We start from the raw sequence: 1,770 nt of genomic DNA on the forward strand, positions 1-1,770 counted from the left end.
GGCAGGGCGCGGCCCTTGACCACGCTCAGGGCGTATTCGAGGTAGGCGCGTTGCGCGTAGGTGGCGAGGTTGAGCGAGTCGTCGGACCCGGGCGGTGAGAGATCGAGTGTCGGTTGGTCGTTCATCAATAAAACTGGTCACGCACCGGCATGGCGGCGGGCGCCGCGATGGCCGGTAACGGGGAAAGGGAATTCGGGATCATGTTGCCGCGACCCACCGCGCCGCCCGGGATCGGCGGCGTCACGGGATGACGCGGCACAGGCAGCCCCACCGGCGGCCTGAGCAGGCTGTAGATCTGCATCACGGTGCTGACGTAATTGCGGGTCTCACGGTAATCGGGCACCCTGTTGCCGGCGCGTTGCACGGCACCCTCGCCGGCGTTGTAGGCCGCGAGTGCGAGCTCCAGTTGGCCAGGAAACTGCCGCATCAGGTGGCTCAGGTAGCGCGCCCCCGCGCCGATGTTGGTGGCGGGATCGGCCAGCTTCTGCTCGATGCTGGTGCGACGGTCGGCGCTGACACCGAATCGCGCGGCGGTGGCCGGCGTCACCTGCATCAGCCCGATCGCGCCCTTGGGCGACACGGCTGCAGCGTCGAAGCCGGACTCGGTGGCGATCAGCGCCTTCAGCAGTTCATAGTCCAGATCGTGGCTGACCGAGGCTTCGCGCAACAGGTGCTTGACGCTGCGAAAGCCGGGCGCCACTTCGAAATAGGCCACGAGTTTGGGCTGCGCCGTGGGCACCGCTACGGGCCGCGCCGTGCCGGCGGCCGGATCGGCGGCTTGCGGGCTGACGCCTCGGAAAAAGAGCTGGTAGCGTGCGTCCAGCGGCTCAGCGGCGAAGTGCGCCGTGCCTTTGTCGTCGATAAAGGCCCAGACGTCGGCGCGCGCCGGAAAACTCAAAATCAATAGCAGCCCAAGACCAATCCGCGCCGGGAAGGGGCCCCAAAAGGCCTGAAAAAGCGAGGAAAACCGGTGCGCCATGCTGATCAGGCTCAAATATCGACTTCCACGGCGTCGCCATGCAGTTCCATCAACTCGCGCCGTGCAGCGGCCTCGCCCTTGCCCATCAGCTTGGTGATGAGCTGCTCGGTCTGCAGGAAGTCCAGCGCGCCCAGGCGCACCGGCAGAAGGCGTCGGGTGTCGGGGTTCAGCGTGGTGTCCCAGAGCTGCTCGGCATTCATCTCGCCCAGGCCCTTGAAGCGGCTGATGCTCCAGGCGCCTTCGCGCACGCCTTCCTTGCGCAGCTTGTCCAGGATGGCCGTCAGCTCGCCTTCGTCCAGTGCATAGGCCTTGGAGGCGGGCTTCTTGCCCCGGGCCGGCGCGTCCACCCGGAAGAGTGGCGGGCGGGCCACGAACACGTGACCGGCCTCGATCAGTTTGGGGAAATGGCGGAAGAACAGTGTGAGCAGCAGCACCTGGATGTGCGAGCCATCGACATCCGCGTCACTCAGGATGCAGATCTTGCCGTAGCGCAGCCCCGACAAGTCCGGGGTGTCACCGGGCCCATGCGGGTCGACGCCGATGGCCACCGCGATGTCGTGAATCTCGTTGTTCTTGAACAGCAGGTCGCGATCCACCTCCCAGGTGTTGAGCACCTTGCCGCGCAGCGGGAGGATGGCCTGGCTTTCCTTGTCGCGGCCCATCTTGGCGCTGCCGCCGGCCGAGTCGCCCTCGACCAGGAACACCTCGTTGTAGGCGATGTCGCGGCTTTCGCAGTCGGTCAGCTTGCCGGGCAGCACGGCCACGCCGGAGCCCTTGCGTTTTTCGACCTT

At 66.4% G+C, this 1,770-nt stretch carries 2 protein-coding genes; both read right to left on the bottom strand.

The window, feature by feature from the left end; all coding sequences use genetic code 11:
* Positions 1–124: 124 nt before the first annotated feature.
* Positions 125–994: a lytic transglycosylase domain-containing protein gene (locus tag ACE3N6_RS19255; protein ID WP_374247433.1), complete on the bottom strand. Its 870-nt coding sequence runs from the start codon at positions 992–994 to the stop codon at positions 125–127.
* The coding region (locus tag ACE3N6_RS19260; RefSeq protein ID WP_374247434.1) for a toprim domain-containing protein at positions 991–1,770 on the bottom strand (780 nt) is incomplete at its 5' end. The genes ACE3N6_RS19260 and ACE3N6_RS19255, both read right to left, overlap by 4 nt.

The sequence above is a fragment of the Zoogloea sp. genome (genome assembly GCF_041904905.1).
In the GTDB taxonomy this organism is placed as follows: Bacteria; Pseudomonadota; Gammaproteobacteria; order Burkholderiales; family Rhodocyclaceae; genus Zoogloea.